The 22958-nt window shown below is 53.7% G+C and carries 20 protein-coding genes and 2 tRNA genes; 21 read left to right on the forward strand and 1 reads right to left on the reverse strand.

Annotated elements, in window-relative coordinates; translation table 11 throughout:
- The first annotated feature begins 52 nt into the window (after positions 1 to 52).
- From spoIIE to nadA, 12 genes are all read left to right on the forward strand, one after another.
- Positions 53 to 2527 carry a stage II sporulation protein E gene (gene spoIIE / locus ACTHO6_RS15795; RefSeq protein ID WP_440242735.1) on the forward strand — a complete coding sequence of 825 codons (2475 nt, stop codon included), beginning with the start codon at positions 53 to 55 and terminating at the stop codon, positions 2525 to 2527.
- A 64-nt stretch (positions 2528 to 2591) separates the two neighbouring features.
- Positions 2592 to 3353 (forward strand): hypothetical protein, encoded by a 762-nt coding sequence (locus ACTHO6_RS15800; protein WP_440242736.1) that lies wholly within the window; start codon positions 2592 to 2594, stop codon positions 3351 to 3353.
- Positions 3343 to 4272, forward strand: coding sequence for a serine/threonine protein kinase (locus ACTHO6_RS15805; protein ID WP_440242737.1), 930 nt, complete (start codon positions 3343 to 3345; stop codon positions 4270 to 4272). The genes ACTHO6_RS15800 and ACTHO6_RS15805 overlap by 11 nt, the downstream gene beginning before the upstream one ends.
- A 15-nt stretch (positions 4273 to 4287) precedes the next feature.
- On the forward strand, positions 4288 to 5034 hold the full coding sequence (locus ACTHO6_RS15810; protein ID WP_440242738.1) for a threonine/serine exporter family protein: 747 nt from the start codon (positions 4288 to 4290) through the stop codon (positions 5032 to 5034).
- Between the two features lie 6 nt (positions 5035 to 5040).
- A complete protein-coding gene (locus ACTHO6_RS15815; protein WP_440242739.1) occupies positions 5041 to 5493 on the forward strand; it encodes a threonine/serine exporter family protein in 453 nt (150 codons plus the stop codon).
- On the forward strand, positions 5465 to 6892 hold the full coding sequence (gene tilS, locus ACTHO6_RS15820) for a tRNA lysidine(34) synthetase TilS (protein ID WP_440242740.1): 1428 nt from the start codon (positions 5465 to 5467) through the stop codon (positions 6890 to 6892). Before ACTHO6_RS15815 ends, tilS begins: the two co-directional genes overlap by 29 nt.
- Positions 6889 to 7428, forward strand: a complete 540-nt coding sequence (hpt, locus tag ACTHO6_RS15825) for a hypoxanthine phosphoribosyltransferase (RefSeq protein WP_440242741.1) — start codon at positions 6889 to 6891, stop codon at positions 7426 to 7428. Before tilS ends, hpt begins: the two co-directional genes overlap by 4 nt.
- Positions 7429 to 7497: 69 nt before the next feature.
- Complete coding sequence (ftsH, locus tag ACTHO6_RS15830) at positions 7498 to 9423, forward strand: ATP-dependent zinc metalloprotease FtsH (protein WP_440242742.1); 1926 nt, start codon at positions 7498 to 7500, stop codon at positions 9421 to 9423.
- 92 nt (positions 9424 to 9515) lie between these two features.
- Positions 9516 to 10391 carry an HAD family hydrolase gene (locus tag ACTHO6_RS15835; protein ID WP_440242743.1) on the forward strand — a complete coding sequence of 292 codons (876 nt, stop codon included), beginning with the start codon at positions 9516 to 9518 and terminating at the stop codon, positions 10389 to 10391.
- A gap of 145 nt (positions 10392 to 10536) precedes the next feature.
- A complete protein-coding gene (locus ACTHO6_RS15840) occupies positions 10537 to 12522 on the forward strand; it encodes an AraC family transcriptional regulator (protein ID WP_440242744.1) in 1986 nt (661 codons plus the stop codon).
- Between the two features lie 41 nt (positions 12523 to 12563).
- Positions 12564 to 13319 carry an alpha/beta hydrolase gene (locus tag ACTHO6_RS15845; protein ID WP_440242745.1) on the forward strand — a complete coding sequence of 252 codons (756 nt, stop codon included), beginning with the start codon at positions 12564 to 12566 and terminating at the stop codon, positions 13317 to 13319.
- 166 nt (positions 13320 to 13485) lie between these two features.
- Positions 13486 to 14430 carry a quinolinate synthase NadA gene (gene nadA, locus ACTHO6_RS15850; RefSeq protein WP_440242746.1) on the forward strand — a complete coding sequence of 315 codons (945 nt, stop codon included), beginning with the start codon at positions 13486 to 13488 and terminating at the stop codon, positions 14428 to 14430.
- Between the two features lie 215 nt (positions 14431 to 14645).
- Here the strand turns inward: nadA and ACTHO6_RS15855 are convergent, their stop codons facing one another.
- A complete protein-coding gene (locus ACTHO6_RS15855) occupies positions 14646 to 15137 on the reverse strand; it encodes a PCYCGC domain-containing protein (protein ID WP_440242747.1) in 492 nt (163 codons plus the stop codon).
- Between the two features lie 193 nt (positions 15138 to 15330).
- Between ACTHO6_RS15855 and ACTHO6_RS15860 the strand changes: the two genes are divergently transcribed.
- From ACTHO6_RS15860 to ACTHO6_RS15900, 9 genes are all read left to right on the forward strand, one after another.
- A complete protein-coding gene (locus ACTHO6_RS15860) occupies positions 15331 to 16302 on the forward strand; it encodes a metal ABC transporter solute-binding protein, Zn/Mn family (protein ID WP_440242748.1) in 972 nt (323 codons plus the stop codon).
- 176 nt (positions 16303 to 16478) lie between these two features.
- Entirely contained in the window at positions 16479 to 17249 is a 771-nt protein-coding gene (locus ACTHO6_RS15865; RefSeq protein WP_440242749.1) for a metal ABC transporter ATP-binding protein, read from the forward strand.
- A gap of 38 nt (positions 17250 to 17287) precedes the next feature.
- Complete coding sequence (locus tag ACTHO6_RS15870; protein ID WP_440242750.1) at positions 17288 to 18127, forward strand: metal ABC transporter permease; 840 nt, start codon at positions 17288 to 17290, stop codon at positions 18125 to 18127.
- 38 nt (positions 18128 to 18165) lie between these two features.
- A complete protein-coding gene (locus ACTHO6_RS15875; RefSeq protein ID WP_440242751.1) occupies positions 18166 to 18591 on the forward strand; it encodes a Fur family transcriptional regulator in 426 nt (141 codons plus the stop codon).
- A 148-nt stretch (positions 18592 to 18739) separates the two neighbouring features.
- On the forward strand, positions 18740 to 20362 hold the full coding sequence (nadB, locus tag ACTHO6_RS15880; protein ID WP_440242752.1) for an L-aspartate oxidase: 1623 nt from the start codon (positions 18740 to 18742) through the stop codon (positions 20360 to 20362).
- Positions 20352 to 21197, forward strand: coding sequence for a carboxylating nicotinate-nucleotide diphosphorylase (gene nadC / locus ACTHO6_RS15885; protein WP_440242753.1), 846 nt, complete (start codon positions 20352 to 20354; stop codon positions 21195 to 21197). The genes nadB and nadC overlap by 11 nt, the downstream gene beginning before the upstream one ends.
- A gap of 12 nt (positions 21198 to 21209) precedes the next feature.
- Positions 21210 to 21974: a type III pantothenate kinase gene (locus tag ACTHO6_RS15890; protein ID WP_440242754.1), complete on the forward strand. Its 765-nt coding sequence runs from the start codon at positions 21210 to 21212 to the stop codon at positions 21972 to 21974.
- Positions 21975 to 22777: 803 nt separating this feature from the next.
- A tRNA-Ser gene (locus ACTHO6_RS15895) sits at positions 22778 to 22870 on the forward strand.
- 11 nt (positions 22871 to 22881) lie between these two features.
- Positions 22882 to 22955, forward strand: a tRNA-Glu gene (locus ACTHO6_RS15900).
- The last annotated feature ends 3 nt before the right edge of the window (positions 22956 to 22958 follow it).

Below are 22958 nucleotides of genomic sequence, written 5' to 3' on the forward strand. Positions count from 1 at the left end.
CACCTCCGTATAATGGAGAAACACATTGAACAAGAACGGGGTGGAACGGAAGATGATCGCAAACAAGAACATGTCCCAGGCTGGTCAAGCATGGGCGCGCCAAGTGTCTGAACGAATGGATACGACCGCACGAACATGGGGAGACAAAATCGCCGACGCTGTACAAAGATGGAATGTGCTTCCGCTTTTGATGGGGTTTTTGCTCGGGCGAGCCTTGATCTTGGAAGAACTGACGCCTTTTGCAATCCCGTATTTTATCGTGATGTTCTATATTCGCCGAGATTGCCTCCTCGTTACGGGCATGGCACTCATTCTCGGGGCCTTTACCCAATCGGTCCCCATCGGGCTGCAAACCATTCTTAGTATGCTATTGGCCCTCTTTGCCTGCAAAATGATGGAGCGATTGCGCAGGAAAGACTTTTCGCGGACGCCGCTGCTTGTGGTAATCACCATCTTTGTCAGTCGGCTGCTGTACGCCGTGTTGACCAATCAAGTGAACACGTATGAGCTGGTCATGGTCGCTGTCGAAGCGGTACTCGGCTTCGTGCTGACGCTCATCTTTATCCAGTCGCTTTCCATTATTCATTTGGCCAAGCCTTACGAGCCGCTGAAAAACGAAGAGATCGTGTCGCTTGTGATTCTTCTGGCCTCGCTGATGACAGGCACGGTCGACTGGATGATCGAAGGCATCTCGATGGAACACGTCCTCTCCCGCTACTTGCTGCTCATCTTTGCCTTCGTCGGAGGTGGGACCGTGGGGGCAGCCGTTGGTGTCGTGACGGGTCTTATCCTCAGTTTGGCAAATGTAAGCGCCCTTCTGCAAATCAATTTGCTGGCGTTTTCCGGTCTTTTGGCAGGATTGCTCAAGGAAGGCGGAAAAGTAGGCGTCTCCGCAGGACTTTTGATCGGGACGGCCATCCTGGCCATCTACGGCGGTGCGGAAGATACGCTCTACTTCTCCTTGATTGAAACCTCCTTGGCTATTGTTGTCTTCCTCCTTACGCCTGCCGTGCTCTGGAAAAAGGTCGCCCGCTTCATTCCCGGCACGCCCGAAAATTTGCAATCGCATCAGGAATATATGCGCAGAGTCCGCGATGTGACGGCGGGCAAAATTCAACAGTTCTCCGATTTGTTTACCCAGCTCTCCCGCAGCTTTGCACAAACGGCCGAGCAGGAGGAGCTTGAGGAACAGGCAGATGCCTTCCTCAGCCGCGTCTCCGAGTTCACGTGCCAAAAATGCTGGAAGAAGGAACAATGCTGGGAAAAGGATACGCAAGCTACGTACGAGGGCATGCGCTATCTCATGGAAAAAGTATACGAAAACGGTACGCTCGCAGGTGTAACCCCGCCGCGCGACTGGGAGCGAAAATGCGTCAAGACGGAAAAGGTGCTGACCGTGATGGAGCAAGAGTACGATCGTCAGCAAGCTTTTGACCAATTGAAGAAGCAAGTGAAAGAAAGCCGCAAGCTGGTGGCCGATCAGCTCTCGGGCGTTTCCCGGGTCATGAGCGATTTTGCCCGCGAGATTCAGCGGGAAGGCATGGAGCTGTCTTTTCAGGAAAAGCAAGTCTCGAAGGCGCTGGAAGGCTTGGGACTGTCCGTGCGTCGGGTGGAAATTCACAGCCTGGAAGAAGGCAAGGTCGATATCGAAATCAGTCAGCCGACTTGCTACGGCCATGACGAGTGCGGCAAAATCGTCGCACCGATGCTGACGGAAATTTTGGGCGAAAACATTGTGGTACGCGAGCGGCAATGCGAAGCGCAAAAAGACGGCTCTTGCACGATGTGCCTCGCTTCCGCCAAAACCTATGAGATCGAAATTGGCGTGGCTGGCGCAGCCAAGGACGGCAAGCTACTGTCCGGCGACAGCTTCCGCACCATGGATCTCGGCAACGGCAAGATGGCCTTGGCGATCAGCGACGGCATGGGCAACGGCGAGCGGGCCTTCCTGGAGAGCCAGTCCGCGCTCGATATGCTCCAGCAGTTGCTTCGCTCCGGCATGGACGAAAAAATTTCCATCAAGACGGTCAATTCCATTCTGGCGCTGCGCTCGACAGACGAAATGTTCGCGACGGTTGATTTGGCGCTGATCGATTTGCAGACAGCTCATACCCGTTTCATCAAAATCGGCTCTACGCCAAGCTTCGTCAAACGCAAAAACGATGTCATCACGATTACGGCCAACAATCTGCCCGTAGGCATTCTCGAAGAAATCGAGGTCGACGTCGTGTCGAGAATGCTCAAGCCGGGCGATCTGCTCGTCATGATGTCTGACGGCATCTACGAGGCTCCGCGGCATATCGAAAACAGGCAAGCGTGGATGAAGCGGATCATCAGCGAGCTGGAGACGGACGATCCGCAGGAGGTCGCCGATCTGCTTCTGGAGAAAGTCATTCGCCAGCACTCCGGCAAAATTGTCGATGACATGACCGTGCTTGTCGCGCGGATTGACCGCTTTGTGCCACAATGGTCGTCCATTCAGGTACACGGGATGGAGAAGCTGGAGCGACCGCGGATTGTAAGCTAGGGGTATGTTTTCCCATCAGAGCGTCGATACTGTTGCTAAAACAGGCTGAATGGGGAGATTATTTGTGAAAGAAGCGACACTTCGTCAGATTCTGGTCGTAACAGACGGCTGCTCCAACTCGGGGATGAGCCCGGTTGCAGCTGCTGCCCTTGCCCGCGAGCAAGGGATTACGGTAAACGTCATTGGCGTTATTGACAAAAGCGAACTGGGCGAAAAGGGGGAGCGTGAAATCCGCGAAATCGCCGAAGCGGGAGGCGGCCTGTGCGACATCGTCTACCCGCAGCAGCTGGCGCAAACGGTCCAGATGCTGACGCGCAAGGCGATGACGCGAACCATCCATCAAGTGGTCAATAAAGAATTGAAAGAGATTTTGGGCGATTCCGGTATAGAGGAACTGGCTCCTGACAAGCGCGTGCAGGTGGCAGGCATGGTGGATGAGCTGGGAGAAAAAAGCAGCCTGAACGTCGTGATGCTGGTCGATACATCGGGCAGCATGAAGCCAAAGCTGTCGGCGGTTCAGCAAGCCATTCACGATTTTAGCATCAGCTTGCACTCCCGAAGCGGGCACAGCAGAATGGCAGTGGGTTCATTTCCTGGGAAACAAAAGTATCTGGATATCCGCATTCCGTGGACAGACAAGGTGGAGCAGGCGCATCAGCTGACCAGCGATTTGGCCATGAGCGGCATTACGCCGACTGGACCTGCGATTGTCGAAGCGATTGCGTTGTTTGAGCAGGACAAACTCCCAAGCGCGTTGCAGGAGCGCTATCGCGACGAAGAAGAAAACGACGACATGAACGGAAGTCTGCGCGACCATGTCTTCTAAGGCAGCGACTCCTGATCTGCCCAAGTATTTTCAGGGCAAATGGAACCGGAAGTCGTACCACGTTCTGCGGGAGTTGGGACGTGGTGCGAACGGTACCGTCTACCTCGTTTCCCAAGACGGCGTGCGTCGTGCTGTCAAGGTGGGCGTGGAAGGCATGGATATTTTAATGGAAGTAAACGTGCTGAAAAGCATACAGCAGGGGCGGGATTCCAGAGTGGGCCCGCTCCTCTGTGATGTCGACGACCTCGTCGTCAACGGAAAGCCGTGTACGTTTTACGCCATGGAGTATCTGGAGGGCGAACAGCTGGATCAGTACATCCAAAAGGAAGGGGCGGAATGGGTGCCTGTCATGATCGTCCAGCTTTTGGCCCGACTTGATGTTTTGCACAAGCATGGCTACATTTTTGGCGATCTCAAGCCGGAGAACATCATGGTGAGCCAAACGGACAAAACGGTGCGGCTGATTGACTTTGGCGGCGTGACGAAGCATGGAAATGCGGTTCGTCAGTTTACGGAGGAGTACGACCGGGCTTTTTGGCACGCAGGGGACAGACGGGCCGAACCCGGTTACGATCTGTTTTCCGCAGCCGTCATGATGGTGCGTTTGACCGTTGGAAAGGAAACGTGGAAAAGTAGCCTTCGTGAACCGCGTCACACGGGATTGCTCTGTGATATAATACGGAAAAGTGACAGCCTGTACCCGTATCGAGTGCCTTTGTTAAAGGCTTTTCACGGGAAGTTTGCCACGGCGCAGGAAATGAGAGCGGAACTGCTGGCGGTGCTTCGGGAGCGAACGGTCGCGAAGCCGCAAAAGAAGGCTCCGGCTGCCGCAAGCAAGGTAGGAGGAGGCATAAGCGGCTTGTTCGTTGCCTCGCTTTTGCTGTTGGCTGGCACTTTGTATTATGCATGGTTCATGTGAAGGATGTGACGGGTTGTGTCCCCGGATTTGGTGATGGATACTTGCTTGTTGGCAGGTTCAATTATATTGAAAAATGGTGGTGAAACATACCGGACGGAAGAGACGATGGCCTTGATCGCGGAGGCAGCGGGCATGGATGACGTCAACAGCTCCGCCACGCCAACAAGCATTATTTTGTCTTTCCGGTGCAAGGGGTTCGATCATACCCGGATGGTACGGACCCCGAAGCGGACTACCAATTTGAATAAAATCACGCTCGTAAACGATGTATCGCGAAGATTCGTCGGCGGAAAGATCAATTTGGAGCAAGCCTATCGACTGCTGTGCCAAATCGATCAGGAAAAGCCGATTTATCCGAAATGGATGCAGCATATGGCAGCCGCTATCGCCAGCGGCTCCTTCGCCATGCTGGCGGGCGGTACCTGGTTTGACCTCCTCCCGTCCGCATTGGCGGGGTTGATCGTCAATCTCAGCTTGGAATATTGGGAACAGTTTGTTCGCATGAAGTTTTTTACGGAATTTTCGGCTGCCTTGCTGGGCGGACTGTTTGCCCTGCTGGCCGTAAACGTCTTTCCGCAGCTGCACATTAGCATCATTATTATCGGTGCCATGCTTCCGTTGTTCCCAGGGATCGCGATTACCAACTCGCTGCGGGATTTGCTGGCAGGCGATCTGGTTGCAGGTGTTTCACGGGGAGTTGAGGCCATGTTGACGGCCGTCTCTGTAGCCGTAGCCACAGCGATTATTCTCTGGGTGGGGTGAGGATGTATGTTTTTTCAAGGGCTGGCGCTGAGCTTCGTTTCCTCCATGGCGTGGTGTGTGCTGTTTAATGTTCCGGTCCGCACGATTTTGGCCGGCGGATTGGCGGGAATGGTCGGGTTTTGCGTGTACTCGCTTTTGCCGCTCTGGGGCGCGCAAGTGTTGCTCTCCACATTTGTTTCTGCGGCCATCGTCTCGCTGTTGAGTCAATTTTTTTCGATCTTGCTTCGTGTACCCTCGACCAACTTTAGCGTTGCGGGCATTATCCCGCTCGTTCCGGGGTCTTTGGCCTACAAGTCGATGCTCGCTTTCGTGAACAACAACTACGTGGAAGGCATTACGCTGGCAACCAAGACGATGATGGTCGCCGGTGCCATTGCATCTGGACTTATTTTTGGTATTTCCGTCGTGACGATTTGGAAAGGAGCCCGTTATGCTGGCAAGCGTACGCAACGAGATTGAGTCTTCCGGGCTCCTGCTTCCCGGAGAAACCATTGTCGTGGGGGTTTCCGGCGGCAATGATTCTACAGCTCTTTTGCATATATTGGCTTCTCTCAATCAACACTATCAATACGGCTGGAGGCTGCACGCCGTACACCTGGATCACGGCTTTCGCGGAGAAGAGGCCAGGCTGGACGCACAGTTCGCGGAAGCGTTGTGCCGCGAGCTTGGCGTGGCTTTTCACCTGTTTGCGTACGATGTTCCCGCCTATATGAAAAAGACGGGAAAAGGGAGCCAAGAGGCGAGTCGCGAGCTTCGCTACCGTTTTTATCGGGAGGTAGGCGTCGCACAAGGCGCGACCAAGCTGGCACTCGCGCATCATGCAGACGATCAGGTCGAGACGATTTTGTTTCGCCTCGTTCGCGGCAGCAGGCTGCAAGGACTTGCAGGCATGCCGCAGCGTCGGATGCTGGAAGACAGTCAGATCGAGCTAGTTCGTCCGTTGTTGCATAAAACGCGTCAGGAACTGGAAGCCTATTGCCAGGAAAATGGTCTTTTCCCGCGCGAGGACAGCAGTAACCGTTCGCGCAAGTACACGCGCAACCTGCTGCGTCTGGACGTGATGCCTCTGCTTGCCCAGGTGAACGAGAAGTATCGCGAGCATATTCTCGATCTGGCCAAGGCGATTTCGCAGGACGAAGCGTTTTTGACACGGCTGGCTCGCGAACGTCTGGACGAGGTCACGATCGAAAAGAAACAGGAAACTTTTCTGATTGACAAAGACAAGTTTCAAACTTGTGACGTTGCTTTACAAAGGAGAATGATTACTCTAATATTAAGTTATCTCTCAAAACATACCGAATGGTCTTCGCAGCATGTGGAGACCGTTTTGCACATGCTAGGGAGGAGTCGCCCTTCTGCGGAAGTGCATTTGCCCGACAACTTGGCGGTAAGCCGGATGTACGGACGAATTCTTTTTAGTCGTAGAAAACGGCGAGACTGCATACATACCTATCGTTACAAACTCGCCGTTCCTGGGGTGACCCGGATCGACGAGAGCAATGCCACGGTACATATTTCTTACCTTGAAGGTCCCATGGATTGGAGGCGACTCCCGGACAATGAAGCGGTGTTCGACGCCGATCAGCTTCCAGGAGCGCTGTATTTGCGTAACCGGAAACCAGGAGACCGTCTCACCCTGTTTGGCTCGGCAGAAGGAAAGAAGCTGAAGGATCTACTCATTGATGCCAAAATTCCGCGAGCATGGCGGGACAAACTTCCGCTCTTGACGGCGGGCGATGAGGTGATTTTGGTACCAGGCGTGCGCCGTTCCGCCGTAGCGCCTGTAAATGGACAGACCAGGCGTTTTCTACACGTGCGGGTTGAGTTTGGAGAAGATTGGCGGGAGGTTTTTTCATGAATCAAGACATCGAGAAGATTTTGCTATCAGAAGAGGATATTGCAGGAAAGGTACAGGAATTGGGCAAGACGCTGACTGCCGAATACAAGGACAAAAATCCATTGGTGATTTGCGTTCTGAAAGGCGCGGTTACTTTCATGGCCGACCTGATCCGTCACATGGACATTCCGTGCGAAATGGATTTCATGGCGGTTTCCAGCTACGGAAGCGGCACCGAGTCCTCCGGCATGGTGAAAATCCTGAAGGACCTGGATACCTCCGTGCAAAACAGACACGTGCTGGTAGTAGAAGACATCATGGATAGCGGGCTGACGCTGAGCCGCCTGGTAGAACTGCTGCGCCATCGGGAAGCTGCCTCTGTAAAAGTGGTGACTCTCCTCAACAAGCCGGAGCGTCGCAAGGTAGATATTTCGCCCGACTACAGCGGTTTCGATATTCCCGACGAGTTTGTGGTCGGATACGGTCTCGATTATGCGGAGCGGTATCGCAATTTGCCGTACATCGGAATATTGAAGCCGGAAGTCTACACGAAGTAGCTTTGTTGTGGAGACTCGGCAAAATATGATAAAATGTGAAGAGTGTCTGTTCGTGAGAGGAGGTAAGGAATGAATCGCTTTTTTCGTAATACCGGGTTCTACCTACTGATTTTTCTTGTCACGGTCGGGATCGTGAATTTCATCCTCTCCGGTACTGATAAGGTTGGGAAACTTACATATCAGGATTTCCGGGTACAGCTGAAGGCTGACAATGTCACAGAGCTATCCATACGCCCTGAAAATGGTACATACAGGGTCGAGGGTACGCTGGCTAAAGCTATTCCGGGACAGGAAAGCAACAAATTTTTTACCAACGTTCCTTTGTATGACTCTGACGTTGTAAAGCTGGTTGAAACGAAAATTGATGAACAAAAACTGAAGAGGGTGGAGTTTAATCCAGCGGAGGGCAACAGCATTTGGCTCACCTTCCTGACCTCGATCATTCCGTTTGTCATCATTTTCATCCTGTTTTTCTTCCTTCTGAACAACGCTCAGGGTGGCGGCAGCCGAGTGATGAACTTCGGAAAAAGCCGCGCGAAGCTGTATAACGAAGAGAAGAAGCGCGTTACGTTCGACGATGTAGCGGGGGCAGATGAAGAAAAGGCGGAGCTGGAGGAAGTCGTGGAATTCCTGAAGGATCCGCGCAAATTCAACGCCGTGGGTGCCCGTATTCCCAAAGGGGTCCTGCTCGTAGGTCCTCCGGGGACTGGTAAAACCTTGCTCGCCCGCGCTGTCGCCGGGGAAGCAGGCGTTCCGTTCTTCAGCATTTCCGGTTCCGACTTCGTGGAAATGTTCGTCGGGGTGGGTGCATCCCGCGTGCGCGACCTGTTTGAAAACGCGAAGAAAAATGCTCCGTGCATTATCTTTATCGACGAGATTGATGCCGTAGGTCGTCAGCGTGGAGCTGGTCTCGGCGGCGGTCATGACGAACGCGAGCAAACGCTCAACCAGTTGCTCGTGGAGATGGACGGTTTCGGCGGCAACGAAGGCATCATCATGGTGGCTGCGACCAACCGCCCTGACATTCTCGATCCGGCGCTTTTGCGTCCAGGACGTTTTGACCGTCAAATTACAGTGGATCGTCCCGACATCAAAGGCCGTGAAGCGGTGCTCAAGGTTCATGCCCGCAACAAGCCGCTTGGCGACGACGTGAAGCTGGATGTCATTGCTCGCGGTACTTCGGGCTTCACCGGTGCCGATCTGGAGAACCTGCTGAACGAAGCTGCTCTCCTTACCGCCCGCAAAAACAAAAAGCAAATCACCATGAAGGAAATAGACGAAGCCATCGACCGCGTCATTGCCGGTCCGGCGAAAAAGTCTCGTGTCGTCAGCGAAGACGAAAGACGCCTGGTTGCTTTCCACGAAGCTGGTCACACGATTATCGGCTATCACCTGAGAAATGCCGAAATGGTACATAAGGTAACGATCATTCCGCGCGGCCAGGCTGGCGGATACACCGTGATGCTGCCAAAAGAAGACCGTTTCTTTGCTACCAAATCAGATTTGCTCGATAAAATCGTCGGGCTGTTGGGTGGACGAGTGGCGGAGGAGTTGGTGCTCGGGGATATCAGTACCGGAGCGCACAATGACTTCCAACGCGCGACTGCGATTGCCCGCAGCATGATTACCGAATACGGGATGAGCAGACTCGGCCCGATGCAGTTCGGCAAGAGCCAGGGTCAGGTGTTCCTCGGCCGCGATTACGGCAATGAGCGCAACTACTCCGACAAGATCGCTTATGAGATCGATCTGGAAATGCAAAACATCATCAACGAATGCTACGCTAGGTGTAAAGAATTGCTCACGAAGCATCGCGATCAGCTCGATCTGATTGCCAACACGTTGCTGCGCGTGGAGACGCTTGATGCCGAGCAGATCAGACAGTTGATCGAGACGGGAAGAATGGACAACGATCCGGACAATCCGAATAACGGTGACGTCGTGGTTAACATTCAACCCAAACAAGACGAAACAAACGAAGAACCGAAACAATAAGGGGCGCCTCAGGTGCCTCTTTTCTTCATAAACGGACAAGAGGCTCGCATAGGCAAGAGAGAGACAACCGAATCGATGGAGGAGGAGAAAGGATGCTACTTACACCGGGAATGGCTGCATTTGATATGGACGGTACGTTGTTGAACGAGGCATCGCAAATGACAGAGGGGACGAGAGCGGCACTGTCCGAGCTGCAAGCAAAGGGCTGCAAGCTGGTGTTGTCGACAGGCAGAATGTTTGGCTCCGCTCAGGTTCCGATTGACTCGTTTCCATTTGACGGATACGTATGCAGCAACGGGGCCGCGATTTATGACAAAGACGGCACGCTGGTTCGCCGCTTTTTGTTGTCCAAGGAAATGGTGATCGGGGCGATCCATGCGCTGCGACAAGAGCCGATTTACTACGAGCTGCATGATACAAACAGTAACCGCTGGATGGTGCAGGAGGATCGTGAGCGTCTGGAGGCGATCATCGAGCAGGATGCAGCTGTGGAGGGAGTCTCCATGCGGCAGTTTGCGTTTTACAGGCTCGCCCGTGTCGCGCCACTTGCGGAAATGCTGCAAAAAATCGAGAGCAACGAAGCGGAAATCGTCAAGTTTTTCATCTGGGACAGCAATCCGGAACGTCTGAAGTGGATTGCCGATCAGTTCAGTCCGTGGCAGGAGCAAGTGACGATCACTTCTTCCGGCAAGCAAAATATCGAGGTCATTCCCCGCGGCGTCTCCAAATGGGAAGGTCTGCTCTATTTTTGTCAGACATGGGGAATTGCGCCAGAGCAGGTGATGGCGTTCGGCGATGCGGAAAACGATCGGGAGGCGCTCATCGGGGCGGGCTATTCTGTTGCGATGGAAAATGCTTCGCCCGCGATCAAGGAGATTGCCAAATATGTCGCGCCGCATCATAACGACGATGGCGTAGCCCGATTTATTTGGGAGCGGGTCATTGGTGAGCCGTCGAAATCGAACTAGCGAAACGAGATGCGTAAACCGCACCTACCAGAAGCATATCTCCCCTTGCAAAAAACCGTCCTTGGCTTGGATGGTTTTTTTGTTGTTAGTGAGAATGGTTATCAATTATAATGGGCGTAGCGATTCGGAGAGGAGAGGTGTCCCCATGATGCAAAAAGAGCTGTTGCTTCTGTGGAATCACGCTTCCGTCAAAGTCATGGACGTACGCCACCAGATTGTGCAGCCGGGGGAAACACAGAGGTTCGATCCGCTCCCTTCCAGTGTGTTTCTGTATTTCATTCGCGGCCGCGCCGAGGTGCTCCTGGGCGAGCTGGCCTATTCTGTGCGCCGCTTTCACGTCATTCACGGCGGCAAGGGACTGACGCTTGAAATCACGGCCTGCGAAAACGACTCGGAATACTACATTCTTTTTTATAAAGCGGTTATTTCTTTGCCATGCCGCCAGGAAATCATGCAGCTTTTGGAGCGGCGCAACTGGTTTTTGGCTCCGTATGCCTTTGTTCCCCAACAGTCTGTCGCCCTGTTCGATCAGGTGGAAAAGTTGCACGCAGTTTGGCAGGTGAACGACGCCAATCCTGTGCGGCAACTGCGGGCGAGAGGGCTGTTTCAACTTTTTGTCTCCGAACTGTTGCGGCAAATGGACGAAGAAGCGCGAGGCTACGGAAAAGCCGACCTCGTTTCCCAGGCGAAGCAGTTGATACATACGCATTACAGCGAGCCGCTTACGCTGGAGGCGATTGCGCAAAAGCTGAACTACAGCATTCCGTATTTGTCCAGGCAGTTCAAGCAGCAGACGGGGCACAGCCCGATCGACTACCTTATCCGTGTGCGGCTGGACAGGGCCAAGGCATTGCTCGTGCAAACCGATGCCTCTTTGCAGGAGGTTGCCGAAGGCGTCGGGTACAGCGACCTCTCCTACTTTATCCGCGCGTTCAAAAAACATACCGGAGTCACGCCGGGACAGTGTAAGGAACAGGCGGCCGGCATACGCGCAGGCTCGGAATATCCTGTGAAAAGGCTAAGATCTTCCCTTGTAGGAATCACTCCGTACAACTACAATCTGTTTAATAATGAAAATCATTATCAGAAAAGTGAGGGAGAGAACGTGCAGCGATTCAGAAAGGGAACCAAAGGCAAAATGCACAAGCTGATGCTGGGGCTGGCGCTGCTTTTGAGTGCATGCTCCGGTCCGGGCAATGGCGGAGCAGTCAACAGCAATCCTCCGCAGTCGACGCAGCAAGCAACAGAAGCTTCGGCCACAGCGAATGCCCAGCAAACGAAGCAGCAATGGCCGCGAACCTATGTGGATGCGACAGGAAAAGAAGTGGTGATTGCCAAGCAGCCACAGCGTGTTGCCGTGACGCACTTTGGCATGATGGAGTATTTCTTTGCGCTGGAAACACCGCCGATCGCTTCTACGCTGGCAGAGCGCATGCTGGGATCGTTTGAAACGTTGAAGCCTTACGCCAAAACAGCCACAGTCAAGGATATCGGTGAAGTGACTACGCCGAATCTGGAGCTGATGACGGAGCTTGAGCCGGATTTGATTGTGGCCTTCTCGGGCACGCATAACGACGTTTACGAGGATTTACGTCATATTTCCACTGTGGCGATGATAAACAACACGGAGGAGCGGACTTGGGCCGAGACGCTCCGCGAATACGCCAAACTGGTCGGCAAAGAGCAGTTGGCCGAGGATTACATCACCAAGCTGGAAGCGCTGATGGCGGAAGCCAGGGGAAAATTGGCCGCGAAAAAGGATAAAACCGTGACGTTCCTGCGGGCATCGGGAGACGGCAGCACTTTTTATGTACTGGACGACAATGACGTCTCGTATGCGTTCGATGAGAAGTCCGGTCTGGGTCTGAAACCTCCCGGACCGTACAAGCTGGAGGGCGACGTCGTTTCCCTGGAGGGGGTAACGGTGCTCGATCCCGACTATATTTTCCTCGTCGATTATTTGGACAATATGGATACGACGCTTGCCGAGCTGAACAAGAGCAAGGTATGGCAGTCGCTAAAGGCTGTAAAAGCAAACCAGGTGTATCCGCTCGATGTCTCGATCAGTACGAAAGGTCCGTTGGCGGTTGAGCACACGACGAGGGAGCTGCTCCGGGTTCTTGCGGAATAGCCTCCAAAATCAATCGCATGGACGGAGAGGAGAGCGGGCAGATGAGTCAGCCTAGCGTGCTGCACGATACGTTTAACGAACGACAGTTATGGATTTACCTGCCTGACGGTTATGCGGACAGCGACCAGCGTTACCCGGTCGTCTATGTGCAGGACAGCGGAGATTTGATTGAACCGAACGAGAGCGACACCTTGCTGAAAGTGCGGGAGCTTACCGCGAAGGGCGAGCTGCCCGGCTTGATTTTTGTGGGAGTGGCTTCGTTTGATCGCAACGACGAATACACGCCGTTTGTTTCGCCCAATGTGTTTGAGCCAGGCAAGATGTTTGGCGGCCGTGCCTCCGTCTATGCCCGGTTTCTCGCGAACGAGTTGAAACCGTACATCGACAGCAAGCTGCGGACGCTTCCGGCCAGCGAGCATACGGGAATTATGGGCTTTTCGTTTGGAGGGCTCATCTCCGTCTACACGGCGTTCTCGTATCCGGATAGGTTTGGACGCATCGGAAGCTTTTCCGGTTCCTTCTGGTTTCCGGGCATGATCGAATGGCTGGAGCAGCTGCCGATCCGCCATACCGGCCAACGCCTCTACATGAACCTGGGTCATGCGGAAGGAATGGGCCGCACGAACGGACAACAGTGGATGGTGCCCAACAGCAAAAAGGTGTATGAACTTTTGCTGCAAAACGGCTTTACCGAAAGCACGGTGCGCCAGGTAATTTACGAGAGCGAGTACCACTCCTTTGATCTGGGGGTACAGTATGTCCCGGACGCTCTGCAATGGTTGTTCCGGCCAGCGTAAACAAGAGCGACAGGCTCATATCCGTATCGGGTATGAGCTTTTTGTTTAGGTGTCGTCCAAACAGGCAAGAATAAGCAAACCATGTAACAACGCTTACATTGACAAGTCCCGCTTATCAGCTTACAATGACCGTAAATTATGACACCACCGTAGGGGGATTTTTTCCATGGACGCTTTAGCGTTAGAAAAAAAAGCCCAGCGCAACGCTGAGTTACGTGAACGACTGATGCAGCTGAAGAAAGAGCGTAATGCCATCATTCTTGCTCATTTTTACCAACGTCCCGAGATTCAGGAGGTAGCCGACTTCATTGGAGACTCCTTTGGACTGGCGCAAAAGGCAAAGGAAACCGATGCAGACGTGATCTTGTTCTGCGGAGTTCATTTCATGGGAGAAAGTGCAAAAATTCTCAATCCCCAAAAGAAGGTTATCATCCCGGATGAGCGTGCCGGCTGTCCCATGGCGGACATGGTAAACGTAGAGGGGCTGCGCAAGCTAAAGGCCCAGCATCCGAATGCGAAAGTAGTGGCGTACATCAACACTTCTGCTGACGTCAAGGCAGAGACGCACATCTGCTGTACGTCGTCTAACGCAAAGCGGGTGATCGAATCCGTGGACAGCGAGGAAATCATTTGGGTTCCGGACAAAAACTTGGGCCACTATGTATCCCAGTTCACAGACAAGAAAATGATTATCTGGGAAGGCTACTGCAATACGCATGACCAGTTGTCCGTAGAAGATATCATGACCTTGAAGCGGGAGCATCCCGATGCCGAGGTTGTCGTGCATCCGGAATGCCGCCCGGAAGTGGTTGCCTTGGCCGACTACGTAGGCTCCACTACCGGGATTCTCAAATACTGCCGCGAATCGTCCCACAAGAAGTTCATTATCGGGACGGAGGACGGCACACGCTATATGCTGGAAAAAGACAGCCCGGACAAGACGTTTATTTTCGCGTCCAAATACCTCGTATGCCCGAACATGAAAGTGAACAACCTGAAAAAATGCGTCGAGGCGCTGGAGACCATGAAGCCGGAAATCTACGTGCCAAAAGAAATCGCAGACGCGGCGCGCGCGTCGCTGGAGCGGATGCTGGAAGTGGCTCCGGCGTAAGCGAATGGCCTGTTGATCGGCAATCATTTTTATGAAAAGAGAGAAGGGAGCAGAGCTTGTTGCAAGCTTTGCTCCCTTTGTTGCTGTCTCGCGTGCGAAGCAGTCTGCGGCTCCGCCAGAGGCTGTCCCCCAAAAGCTCCCTCGTGAGGAAGCGGTTTACGGCCATGGGCAGGGAGCGGCAGCGTGCCAGTCCTTTGATGAGATCAGCCCGAAGCTCAAGACGGCATCGGAGTCGGTGTCGGTTTTGCGTAGTCTTCTTTGTAGGTATTGTCGATGTAATCGCGGATTTCTTTTGTCGATTTCCCGGCCTGTTTCAGCTTGGAAGAAATGACGGCAATCTCCATGCAGACGCCGCAGCGTGTGCCGTGGTCATCCCAGACGATGGAGCCATCCGGCTTTTCCTCTTTGATAAAGCAGTTGCCGTTGTGCAGGTGCCCGGCGCTCTCTCCGCAGCCGCAGTAGCAAGGGATGGACTTGAGCAGTTCGCGGTTGGCGCCGGCGATTTTGTACGATTCGATAATAACGGGGTCTTGATTATCCAAAAACTTCGGGAGCTGATCGACGGAAGCGGTCATTTCCTGCAAGTCGCCATTCTGAGCGTGCTGTGCGTGATTCGCGTGATCCTGACCAGCTTGATCGTTAGAGCCGCAGCCGGCAAGCAGAGCTGCGGTGATGAAACTGATAGCTAACCATGATTGACGTTTCATTTTGGACATACCTCCTGCCTTTTATCTTATCATACCAGCATGGAGAAATTGTGCAGCTATGATCGACATGGCAAACAAATGACAATTAAATCGGAATAAATCCTGTTTACTTTTTGGGCTGCTGTCCGTATAATGAAAAACGATCATGCAATTAAATCGGAATCATTTTGAATTGTGCAGGAGGAGCAGAGAGATGAAAAAGGGCCTGATGGCGATCGTTAGCCTGATTGCAGCGGTCAGCCTTGCCGGATGCGGCGCAGCCGAGCAGACAGCAAGCACGCCTCAAACCGGGGGTGATGCGGGTGCCAAGCCACAAGTATATACGACCATTTATCCGCTCGAATACGTAGCCAAGCGCGTCGGCGGCGACCATGTAGAAGTGACCAACATTATTCCGCTCGGAGTAGAGCCGCACGATTACGAGCCAACTGCCAAGGACATGGTGGCACTGGCGAATGCGGACATGTTTGTCTACAACGGAAGTGGGCTGGAGCTGTGGGTCGATAAGGCGGTAGGCAACCTGGACAAAAAGAAGACCGTGATCGTCAATGCGTCGGAAGGTATGGACTTGCTGAAAGCGACAGAGCATGAACACGAGCACGAAGGGGAAGCCGCGACTGAGGAGCACGGCCACGACCACGGCGAATTTGACCCGCACGTCTGGCTGGACCCGACAAAGCTGAAGGCGCAGGCGGAAAAGGTGAAAAATTCACTGGTGCAAATCGATCAGGCGCACGCTGCCGACTATGAGAAAAACTATGAGCAGCTGGCTGCCGATTTGGATCAGCTGGACCAGGAGTTTACAAACATGGTCTCGCACGCTGCCAAAAAAGAATTGATGACTTCGCACAGTGCCTTCTCCTATCTGGCCAATCGGTACGGACTGGAGCAGGTAGCCATTTCGGGACTGAATCCGGCTGACGAGCCGTCGCCAGCAGAATTGAAAAGCCTGGTGGAGCATGTGAAGGAACACAACATCTCCTACGTGATGTTTGAAACGCTCGTTTCGCCCAAAGTAGCGGAAGTGATCGCGAAGGAGGCCGGCGTGAAGACAGCTACCCTCAACCCGCTCGAAGGGCTGACAGAGGACGATGTGAAAGCTGGACGCGACTACTTGTCCATCATGCGTGACAACCTGGAGACGTTGAAGGTCGCCTTGCAATAAGCTTGCGAAAAAATGTCGCTATCAATTGCGGCATTTTTTCTTTTTTGCTCACGATTGGGGGGCGAATGGGCGAATTTCAGCTTTTTTGTCCATAGAAGGGTTGTGGTTCGGGCAAAATCGTAGTAGGATGAAAGGTAACAAATCAGAACAAATCCGATTTAAAGGATGATTATTGCATGGAACCCATGACACAAGGAGTGCCTGTAGTCAAGCTCACGGACGTCTCCTTTCAATATGAAGACAAACTGGTTCTGGACGGGGTGGAGTTTTCGCTGGAACGGGGAGAATTTGTAGGAATTGTCGGCCCGAATGGCTCGGGAAAATCGACGCTGATGAAGCTGATTCTCGGCCTGCTCACCCCGAACAAAGGAAAAGTCGAGCTGTTTGGGCAGCCTCTGTCCAAATTCCGCGAATGGAACCGGATCGGGTACGTCGCCCAGCAAGTAGCTCACGGAGCCGGCGGTTTTCCCGCAACGGTGCAGGAAGTTGTGGCTTCCGGTCTGGTGGGGAAGGTGGGACTTTTCCGCAGACTGAACGCCCAGCATCATGCGAGCGTTCGGGCGGCCGTTGAGCGTGTCGGTTTGGGGGAAAAACTGAACCAGCGTATCGGCAGTTTGTCCGGAGGTCAGCTACAGCGCGTGTTTATCGCGCGTGCGCTGGTTGCAGAGCCGGAGCTTTTGATTCTCGATGAACCTACGGTCGGTGTCGACCAGGAGTCGATTGAGCAGTTTTACGGTCTGCTTCGCTCGCTCAAGGAAGAAAACGGCCTGACGATGATGATCGTGAGCCACGACGTCGGCGTCATGTCGCAATGGGTGACAAAGGTCGCTTGCGTGCAGAAGAAGATTCATTTTCATGGAACGGCTCACGAGTTTGAGCACAATCAGGAAAAAATATTGCAAAGCATGTATGGTGATTCCGTTCGGCTTTTATCCCATCACCATTAAGCCATTGCAAATGAGATAACCAAAGAAGGAGTATGAACATGCTGGCTGATTGGTGGCAGTATGATTTTTTGCGGTATACCCTGTTTTCGGGGATTTTGATCGGTCTGATTTGCCCGTTGCTCGGGACATTTCTCATTGTTCGGCGCTTGTCGATGATGGCCGACGGACTTTCTCACGTCACACTCTCAGGTGTGGCGGCGGGGATGCTGGTCTCGAAAAAAGTGGCGTTTTTCTCGGCCGTAAATCCGCTGTTTTTCGGAATGCTGTTTGCGGTAGTCGGCTCCTTGTTCATTGAACGGCTGCGCAAAGTGTACAAAGCGTATCAGGATTTGGCGATCCCGATCATTTTGTCCACGGGTCTGGGGCTGTTTACGGTGTTAATCAGTGTGGCGGACGGATTCAATGCCGACCTGTACTCCTATTTGTTCGGGAAAATTGTCACCGTCTCCATCGAGGACCTGTATGCGCTGATTGGCGTGGCCGTCGTTGTGCTGGGCACCGTCTTTTTGATTTACAAGGAGCTGTTTGCCGTCTCCTTTGACGAAGAGTTTGCCCGGGTGTCCGGTGTCGCGCGCAGATCGATCAACCTGTGGTTTATGGTGCTGGTTGCGCTGACGATTGCCGCTTCCATGCGCATTGTCGGGGTGCTGTTGATTTCCGCGCTGATTACGCTTCCGGTTGCGGCGAGTCTACAAATTGCGAGAAGCTTCCGCCAAACGATCTTTTTCGCGATTTTGTTTGCGGAAATCTCCGTGTTGAGCGGGTTGTATTTTGCCTATCTGTTCGATTGGGCATCTGGTGGTACAATTGTGTTGATGGCCGTTTTGATTATGCTCGTTGTCTTGGCTGGCAAAAAGTTGCGCGCGATCATGCGGTAGAGTCATCAGGTTAAGACAAAAGGAAGGAGTGTTTGTCGATGAAAGTGGAAGAAGCCCTGCAAATTCTTAAAGAGAACGGGTACAAATATACCGGCAAGCGGGAGGAAATGATCCGCATCTGCGCAGCCGAAAAGCGCTACTTGTCTGCCAAGGACATTATGGAACGAATCAAGGAGCAGTATCCGACGCTCAGCTTCGATACGGTTTATCGCAACCTCTCCACTTTTGTTGAGCTGGGGATTTTGGAGGAGACCGAGCTGGAGGGGGAAGGCCGTTTCCGCTTGGCTTGTTCGGCAGACGGGCATCATCATCACCACGTCATCTGTACGGAATGCGGGAAAACCTCGTCTCTGCCAGGCTGTCCGATGAACGTCATGGCAGCTGTCCCCGAAGATTTTCAGGTGACCGGGCACAAGTTTGAAGTGTACGGAACCTGCAAAGAGTGCGTTGCCCAGTCCAATTGAAAGAGTTGTCTGCAAAGGAGCGTTCGCTTGGTGGCGGATGCTTCTTTTTTGTACCGGAAAAAGAACGGCCGCCCCTGTAGTTTTATTCGGGGCGGTATTTGCTATAATGGGGGGGAAATCATCAGTTACGGAGAGAAGGGACACAGCCATGATTCCCCGTTATATCGCGGATTTTGATTTGCAGTCGTTGCCTCGCTTGAAAACAGACGTAGCCGTTGTAGGAGCAGGGATAGCCGGGTTGTATACCGCCTTGCAGACGAGTGAATATGCGGATGTGGTCTTGATTAGCAAAAAAGGGCTGGATGACAGCAATACCCGCTGGGCGCAGGGAGGAATAGCTGCCGTGACGGCCAAGTCGGATTCTCCTGCCTTGCATCGGCAAGATACGCTGATCGCCGGAGCTGGACTTTGCTCGTACGAAGCGGTGGAAGTGCTCGTGCACGAAGGCCCCGAGCGCCTGAAAGAACTGATTGCATACGGGACGGAGTTTGACCGGGATGAACAAGGTCGGTATGAACTGACGCAGGAAGGCGCGCACAGCAAACGGCGCATTTTGCATGCAAACGGGGATGCGACCGGGGCAGAAATTGTCCGCGCACTGTCCAAGCGGGTGATGGAGCAGGAAAACATTCGGGTGCTGGAGCATCATTTTGCCATTGATGTGGTCACACAGGATGGAGAGTGTGTGGGGGTCATCGTGCAAAAGCCGGAAGGGGACATGTTTTTCCTGGAGGCCAAAGCAACCGTGCTGGCGACCGGGGGAGCGGGGCAGCTGTACCGCTATACAACCAATCCGGACATTGCTACTGCGGACGGGATCGGCATTGCCTATCGGGCCGGGGCGCGCATCAAGGATGTGGAGTTCATTCAGTTTCATCCAACGGCGCTGTACTATCCGGGCGCGCCGCGCTTCCTGATCTCCGAGGCGGTGCGGGGAGAAGGCGCGATTTTGCGCAACAGCAACGGCGACCGCTTTATGGACAAGTACCATCCGCAAAAGGAGCTGGCGCCGCGCGATATCGTGGCCCGCGCCATCGTCTCGGAGATGGAGCAAACCAAGTCGTCGTTTGTGTATTTGGACATCACGCACGAGTCCGAGGAGCTTATCAAGCATCGCTTCCCAACCATTTACAACTTTTGCCTGCAATACGGACTGGACATGGTGACGGACTGGATTCCGGTTGCTCCTGCGTGCCATTACATCATGGGCGGGGTCCAGACGGATTTGAACGGCGAGACGACGACAAAGCGGCTGTTTGCCTGCGGGGAAGCGTCCTGCACAGGGGTCCATGGCGCCAACAGACTGGCGAGCAATTCACTGTCGGAGGCGGTCGTGTTCGGACATCGCATTGCGCAGCGGATCAAGCATCTGCCTGCGCTGCCGGATATTCGCCCGATTCGTTCCGTGGCTGAATATCGGGAGGCGCGCACGTTTAGTACACGGGAACAAAGAGTGAAGCTGCAAAAGCTGATGCTGCGGCATGTCAGCGTCAAACGCGACGAAAAAGGTTTAATGAAAGCGCTGACTGAGTTGCAGCGAATGGAGCGGTTTTACCAGTATGCGGCACAGGATCGGGAGACGTTCGAGTTTTTCAACCTGTTGAACGCAGCGGTGCTGACGACGAGAGCGGCGCTTCTTCGCGAGGAAAGCCGCGGTGGCCATTATCGCAACGATTTTCCGAATAAAGACGATTTGCTATGGCGCAAGCATTTGATCCAGACGTTTGCGGACGGCGTTCAAGAGGAGTGTGGAAAAGACGATGTGGAATAAACGGGAGCTGGAGCGCAAGATCGAAGAGTGGTTGCAGGAGGATCTGGGCTTTGGCGATGTGACGACGCTGAGTACGATCCCCGAGTCCGAGCAAGGAACGGGAATTTTGTACGCCAAGGAAGCGGGAGTGGTCGCCGGACTGCCGATTGCCGAGCAGGTTTTCGCAACGGTTGATCCCGCGCTTGTGTTCACGGCAAAGGTCGAAGAAGGGCAGCGGGTGGAAGTCGGCCAGGAGCTGGCAGAGGTGCGCGGCTCCGTGCGTTCCATTCTGAGCGGCGAGCGGCTTGCGCTCAATTTGCTGCAACGCCTGTCCGGCATCGCGACGAGGACAAGCGAATATGTGGCAGCGGTAGCGGGAACGAAAGCGCGGGTAGTGGACACGCGCAAGACGACTCCAGGGCTGCGTTTTCTGGAAAAGTACGCCGTTCGCGTCGGAGGCGGCCACAATCACCGGTTTGCCTTGTACGATGCCGTGATGATTAAGGACAATCACATCAAGGGAGCGGGAGGCATCGCACAGGCAGTTGCTTCGGCGCGCGCAGCGATTCCGCACACGATGACGGTAGAGGTGGAGGCGGAGTCGCTGGACCAGGTACGCGAAGCATTGGAAGCGGGCGCGGACATTATCATGCTGGACAACATGTCGCTGGAAACGATGAGAGAAGCGGTGGCGCTGATTGATGGCCGTGCGGTTGTCGAGGCTTCCGGCGGCGTCACGCTGGAGACAATCGGAGATATTGCCAAGACGGGCGTAGATGTCATTTCTGTCGGCGCTCTGACCCACTCGGTCAAGGCGTTTGACATCAGCCTGGATTTGAATACGCGGAAACGGTAAGGAGCGACCTGTATGCTACTGGTGATCGACATAGGCAACTCCAACATCGTCCTTGGTTTGTACGAGGGCGAGGTACTGCGGCATCATTGGCGGATTGCCGCCGACCGGAACAAGACAGAAGACGAGTACGGCATGCTGGTAAAAAGCCTGTTCAGCAGTGCCGGTCTGACGCTGGAGCGGGTCAGGGGAATTATTTTTTCCTCCGTCGTACCGCCGTTGAATACGGTGATTGAGCGCATGAGCGGCAAATATTTGCGGCAAAAACCGCTGATCGTCGGTCCGGGGGTCAAGACCGGGTTGAACATCAAGTACGAGTATCCGCGCGAAGTAGGCTCGGACCGAATCGTCAATGCGGTGGCGGCCATTCACGAGTATGGCGCTCCGTTGATTGTTGTCGATTTTGGGACGGCGACGACTTTTTGCTATGTGGACGAGCGCGGGCAGTATTGGGGCGGTGCGATTGCGCCCGGCATCGGAATTTCCACGGAGGCGCTGTTCAGCCGCGCGGCAAAGCTTCCGCGCATCGAAATCACCAAGCCGGCGAGCGTCGTAGGACGAAATACGATTGCGGCCATGCAGGCGGGTATCTATTACGGCTTTGTGGGGCAGGTCGAGGGGATTGTGCGCCGGATCAAAGCGGAGTACCAGACCGAGCCGACAGTAGTAGCGACAGGCGGGATGGCCTCGCTGGTGGCAGACGAGACATCGTGCATTCACGTGGTCGATCCTTATTTGACTCTAAAAGGGCTGCGCCTGGTGTATGAGCGCAATCAGTGAATGGTGAAAATCAACCGTGGCAGGCAAGCAGCATCATTTTGGTGCGCTCTTCCTTGTAGGAGGAAGGGGACGGTGGTAAACTGGGAGTATAGACTTTGCGTTTTTCGGCATACGAATGAAAAGGAGCCAACACCGTTGCAGCGGCATTGGACTCCCGGGACAAGAAGCTGTGGCACACCCACGGCGCGCATGATTACAAAACCAGCGAACCCACCGTCGGGCGGTCAACCTTAGGCGGTGGGTTTTCGCTTGTTACGCCGTTTTCTTGCCCATCGGTACAGCTTTCTGCCACTAAACCAGAGGCTGAGCAGCGTTGCCAGTACTTTCAGGCAAAGGTAGAGCGTGCCGAGCGAGACCATCAGCGTCCCCCCCTTTGCAGGAAGCTGCGCCGTGGCCTTCCACCGCCAATCTTGTCCTATGGGAAAGTATACCATCATTTGCGGTGGCGGCCAGCCCCAAAAGCTTGCTGGCCCCGGTCTTTCTAGTGCCAGAGGGTACAGGTATGCGTGTGAAAGAAGCCTTTGCGCACGGAGTAAAATTTGATTTCGCAGGTAATGATAAATGCGTAGCTTGCAAAGATGGCGTAATCAGAGAAAAGAAATAGGCGTTTTTTGTTATTTTTTCGTTGACAGCACATGGTCACCGCGCTAAAATGGCTATTGTGCCTGACAGAAAAGTTATATGACAGTGAACTTTTTTACTGAAATCAAAAAAGTTCTTGCCAAGCAGACAAGCTTGTGATAATATGTGAATTCTGAAGGGCAAATAAGGTCGATCACTTTGAACCCTTTCCTTGCATACATGGATGGATGTCCGAGCGGCCGAAGGAGCACGATTGGAAATCGTGTAGGCGGGGATAACTCGTCTCGTGGGTTCAAATCCCACTCCATCCGCCATAAACTTTCACGGCCCGTTGGTGAAGCGGTTTAACACAGCAGCCTTTCACGCTGTCATACAGGGGTTCGAATCCCCTACGGGTCACCT

It is taken from the genome of Brevibacillus sp. SAFN-007a, assembly GCF_051967035.1.
In the GTDB taxonomy this organism is placed as follows: domain Bacteria; phylum Bacillota; class Bacilli; order Brevibacillales; family Brevibacillaceae; genus Brevibacillus.

Bases quoted from the DNA above. Each gene is read 5' to 3' on its own strand.
- spoIIE (WP_440242735.1), top strand. From the start codon at position 53: ATGATCGCAAACAAGAACATGTCCCAGGCTGGTCAAGCATGGGCGCGC.
- ACTHO6_RS15805 (WP_440242737.1), top strand. From the start codon at position 3,343: ATGTCTTCTAAGGCAGCGACTCCTGATCTGCCCAAGTATTTTCAGGGC.
- ACTHO6_RS15815 (WP_440242739.1), top strand. From the start codon at position 5,041: ATGTTTTTTCAAGGGCTGGCGCTGAGCTTCGTTTCCTCCATGGCGTGG.
- tilS (WP_440242740.1), top strand. From the start codon at position 5,465: ATGCTGGCAAGCGTACGCAACGAGATTGAGTCTTCCGGGCTCCTGCTT.
- hpt (WP_440242741.1), top strand. From the start codon at position 6,889: ATGAATCAAGACATCGAGAAGATTTTGCTATCAGAAGAGGATATTGCA.
- ftsH (WP_440242742.1), top strand. From the start codon at position 7,498: ATGAATCGCTTTTTTCGTAATACCGGGTTCTACCTACTGATTTTTCTT.
- ACTHO6_RS15835 (WP_440242743.1), top strand. From the start codon at position 9,516: ATGCTACTTACACCGGGAATGGCTGCATTTGATATGGACGGTACGTTG.
- ACTHO6_RS15840 (WP_440242744.1), top strand. From the start codon at position 10,537: ATGATGCAAAAAGAGCTGTTGCTTCTGTGGAATCACGCTTCCGTCAAA.
- ACTHO6_RS15845 (WP_440242745.1), top strand. From the start codon at position 12,564: ATGAGTCAGCCTAGCGTGCTGCACGATACGTTTAACGAACGACAGTTA.
- nadA (WP_440242746.1), top strand. From the start codon at position 13,486: ATGGACGCTTTAGCGTTAGAAAAAAAAGCCCAGCGCAACGCTGAGTTA.
- ACTHO6_RS15855 (WP_440242747.1), bottom strand. From the start codon at position 15,137: ATGAAACGTCAATCATGGTTAGCTATCAGTTTCATCACCGCAGCTCTG.
- ACTHO6_RS15860 (WP_440242748.1), top strand. From the start codon at position 15,331: ATGAAAAAGGGCCTGATGGCGATCGTTAGCCTGATTGCAGCGGTCAGC.
- ACTHO6_RS15865 (WP_440242749.1), top strand. From the start codon at position 16,479: ATGGAACCCATGACACAAGGAGTGCCTGTAGTCAAGCTCACGGACGTC.
- ACTHO6_RS15870 (WP_440242750.1), top strand. From the start codon at position 17,288: ATGCTGGCTGATTGGTGGCAGTATGATTTTTTGCGGTATACCCTGTTT.
- ACTHO6_RS15875 (WP_440242751.1), top strand. From the start codon at position 18,166: ATGAAAGTGGAAGAAGCCCTGCAAATTCTTAAAGAGAACGGGTACAAA.
- nadB (WP_440242752.1), top strand. From the start codon at position 18,740: ATGATTCCCCGTTATATCGCGGATTTTGATTTGCAGTCGTTGCCTCGC.
- nadC (WP_440242753.1), top strand. From the start codon at position 20,352: ATGTGGAATAAACGGGAGCTGGAGCGCAAGATCGAAGAGTGGTTGCAG.
- ACTHO6_RS15890 (WP_440242754.1), top strand. From the start codon at position 21,210: ATGCTACTGGTGATCGACATAGGCAACTCCAACATCGTCCTTGGTTTG.